Origin of the sequence: Escherichia sp. XD33 (genome assembly GCF_019375075.1) — a bacterium.
GTDB classification, from domain to species: Bacteria; Pseudomonadota; Gammaproteobacteria; order Enterobacterales; family Enterobacteriaceae; genus Enterobacter; species Enterobacter flexneri_A.
Genome location: NZ_JAENDM010000201.1, coordinates 1 through 1,090 on the forward strand (window position 1 = coordinate 1; position 1,090 = coordinate 1,090).

The 1,090-nt window shown below is 58.4% G+C and carries 1 pseudogene; it reads left to right on the top strand.

Annotated elements, in window-relative coordinates:
- Window positions 1–1,090 (top strand): annotated as a pseudogene (locus K0778_RS26280) (conjugative transfer relaxase/helicase TraI); the annotation flags it as partial.

Here is a 1,090-nt window from a genome sequence, read left to right on the forward strand (position 1 = left end):
GAACAGGCCATACTGACACAGGCCATTCGCAGTGAGCTGAAAACACAGGGCGTGCTCGGACACCCGGAGGTAACCATGACCGCCCTGTCACCGGTCTGGCTGGACAGCCGGAGCCGTTACCTGCGGGATATGTACCGCCCGGGGATGGTGATGGAGCAGTGGAACCCGGAGACACGCAGTCATGACCGCTATGTGATAGACCGGGTGACGGCGCAGAGTCACAGCCTGACCCTGCGGGATGCGCAGGGTGAAACGCAGGTGGTGCGTATTTCTTCTCTGGACAGCAGCTGGTCGCTGTTCCGGCCGGAGAAAATGCCGGTGGCAGACGGCGAGCGTCTGAGGGTGACAGGGAAAATTCCCGGACTCCGCGTCTCCGGCGGTGACCGCCTGCAGGTGACATCCGTCAGTGAAGATGCGATGACGGTTGTTGTGCCGGGACGTGCTGAACCGGCCTCCCTGCCTGTGGCTGATTCACCGTTCACGGCACTGAAGCTGGAGAACGGCTGGGTGGAAACGCCCGGGCATTCCGTCAGCGACAGTGCGACGGTTTTTGCCTCCGTCACACAGATGGCAATGGACAACGCCACCCTGAACGGTCTGGCCCGCAGCGGTCGTGATGTCCGGCTGTATTCATCGCTGGATGAAACCCGTACTGCGGAAAAACTTGCCCGCCATCCCTCCTTTACGGTGGTTTCTGAGCAGATAAAGGCGCGTGCCGGTGAGATATTGCTGGAAACCGCTATCAGTCTGCAGAAAGCAGGGCTTCACACGCCGGCACAGCAGGCCATTCATCTGGCCCTTCCTGTGCTGGAAAGTAAAAACCTGGCCTTCAGCATGGTGGACCTGCTGACAGAGGCGAAGTCGTTTGCTGCAGAAGGAACCAGTTTTACTGACCTGGGAGGGGAAATCAATGCGCAGATAAAACGCGGTGATTTACTGTATGTGGATGTGGCAAAAGGCTATGGCACAGGCCTGCTGGTTTCCCGTGCGTCGTATGAGGCTGAAAAAAGCATTCTTCGCCATATTCTCGAAGGTAAGGAGGCGGTCACGCCGCTGATGGAGAGAGTACCTGGCGAACTCATGGAGAAAC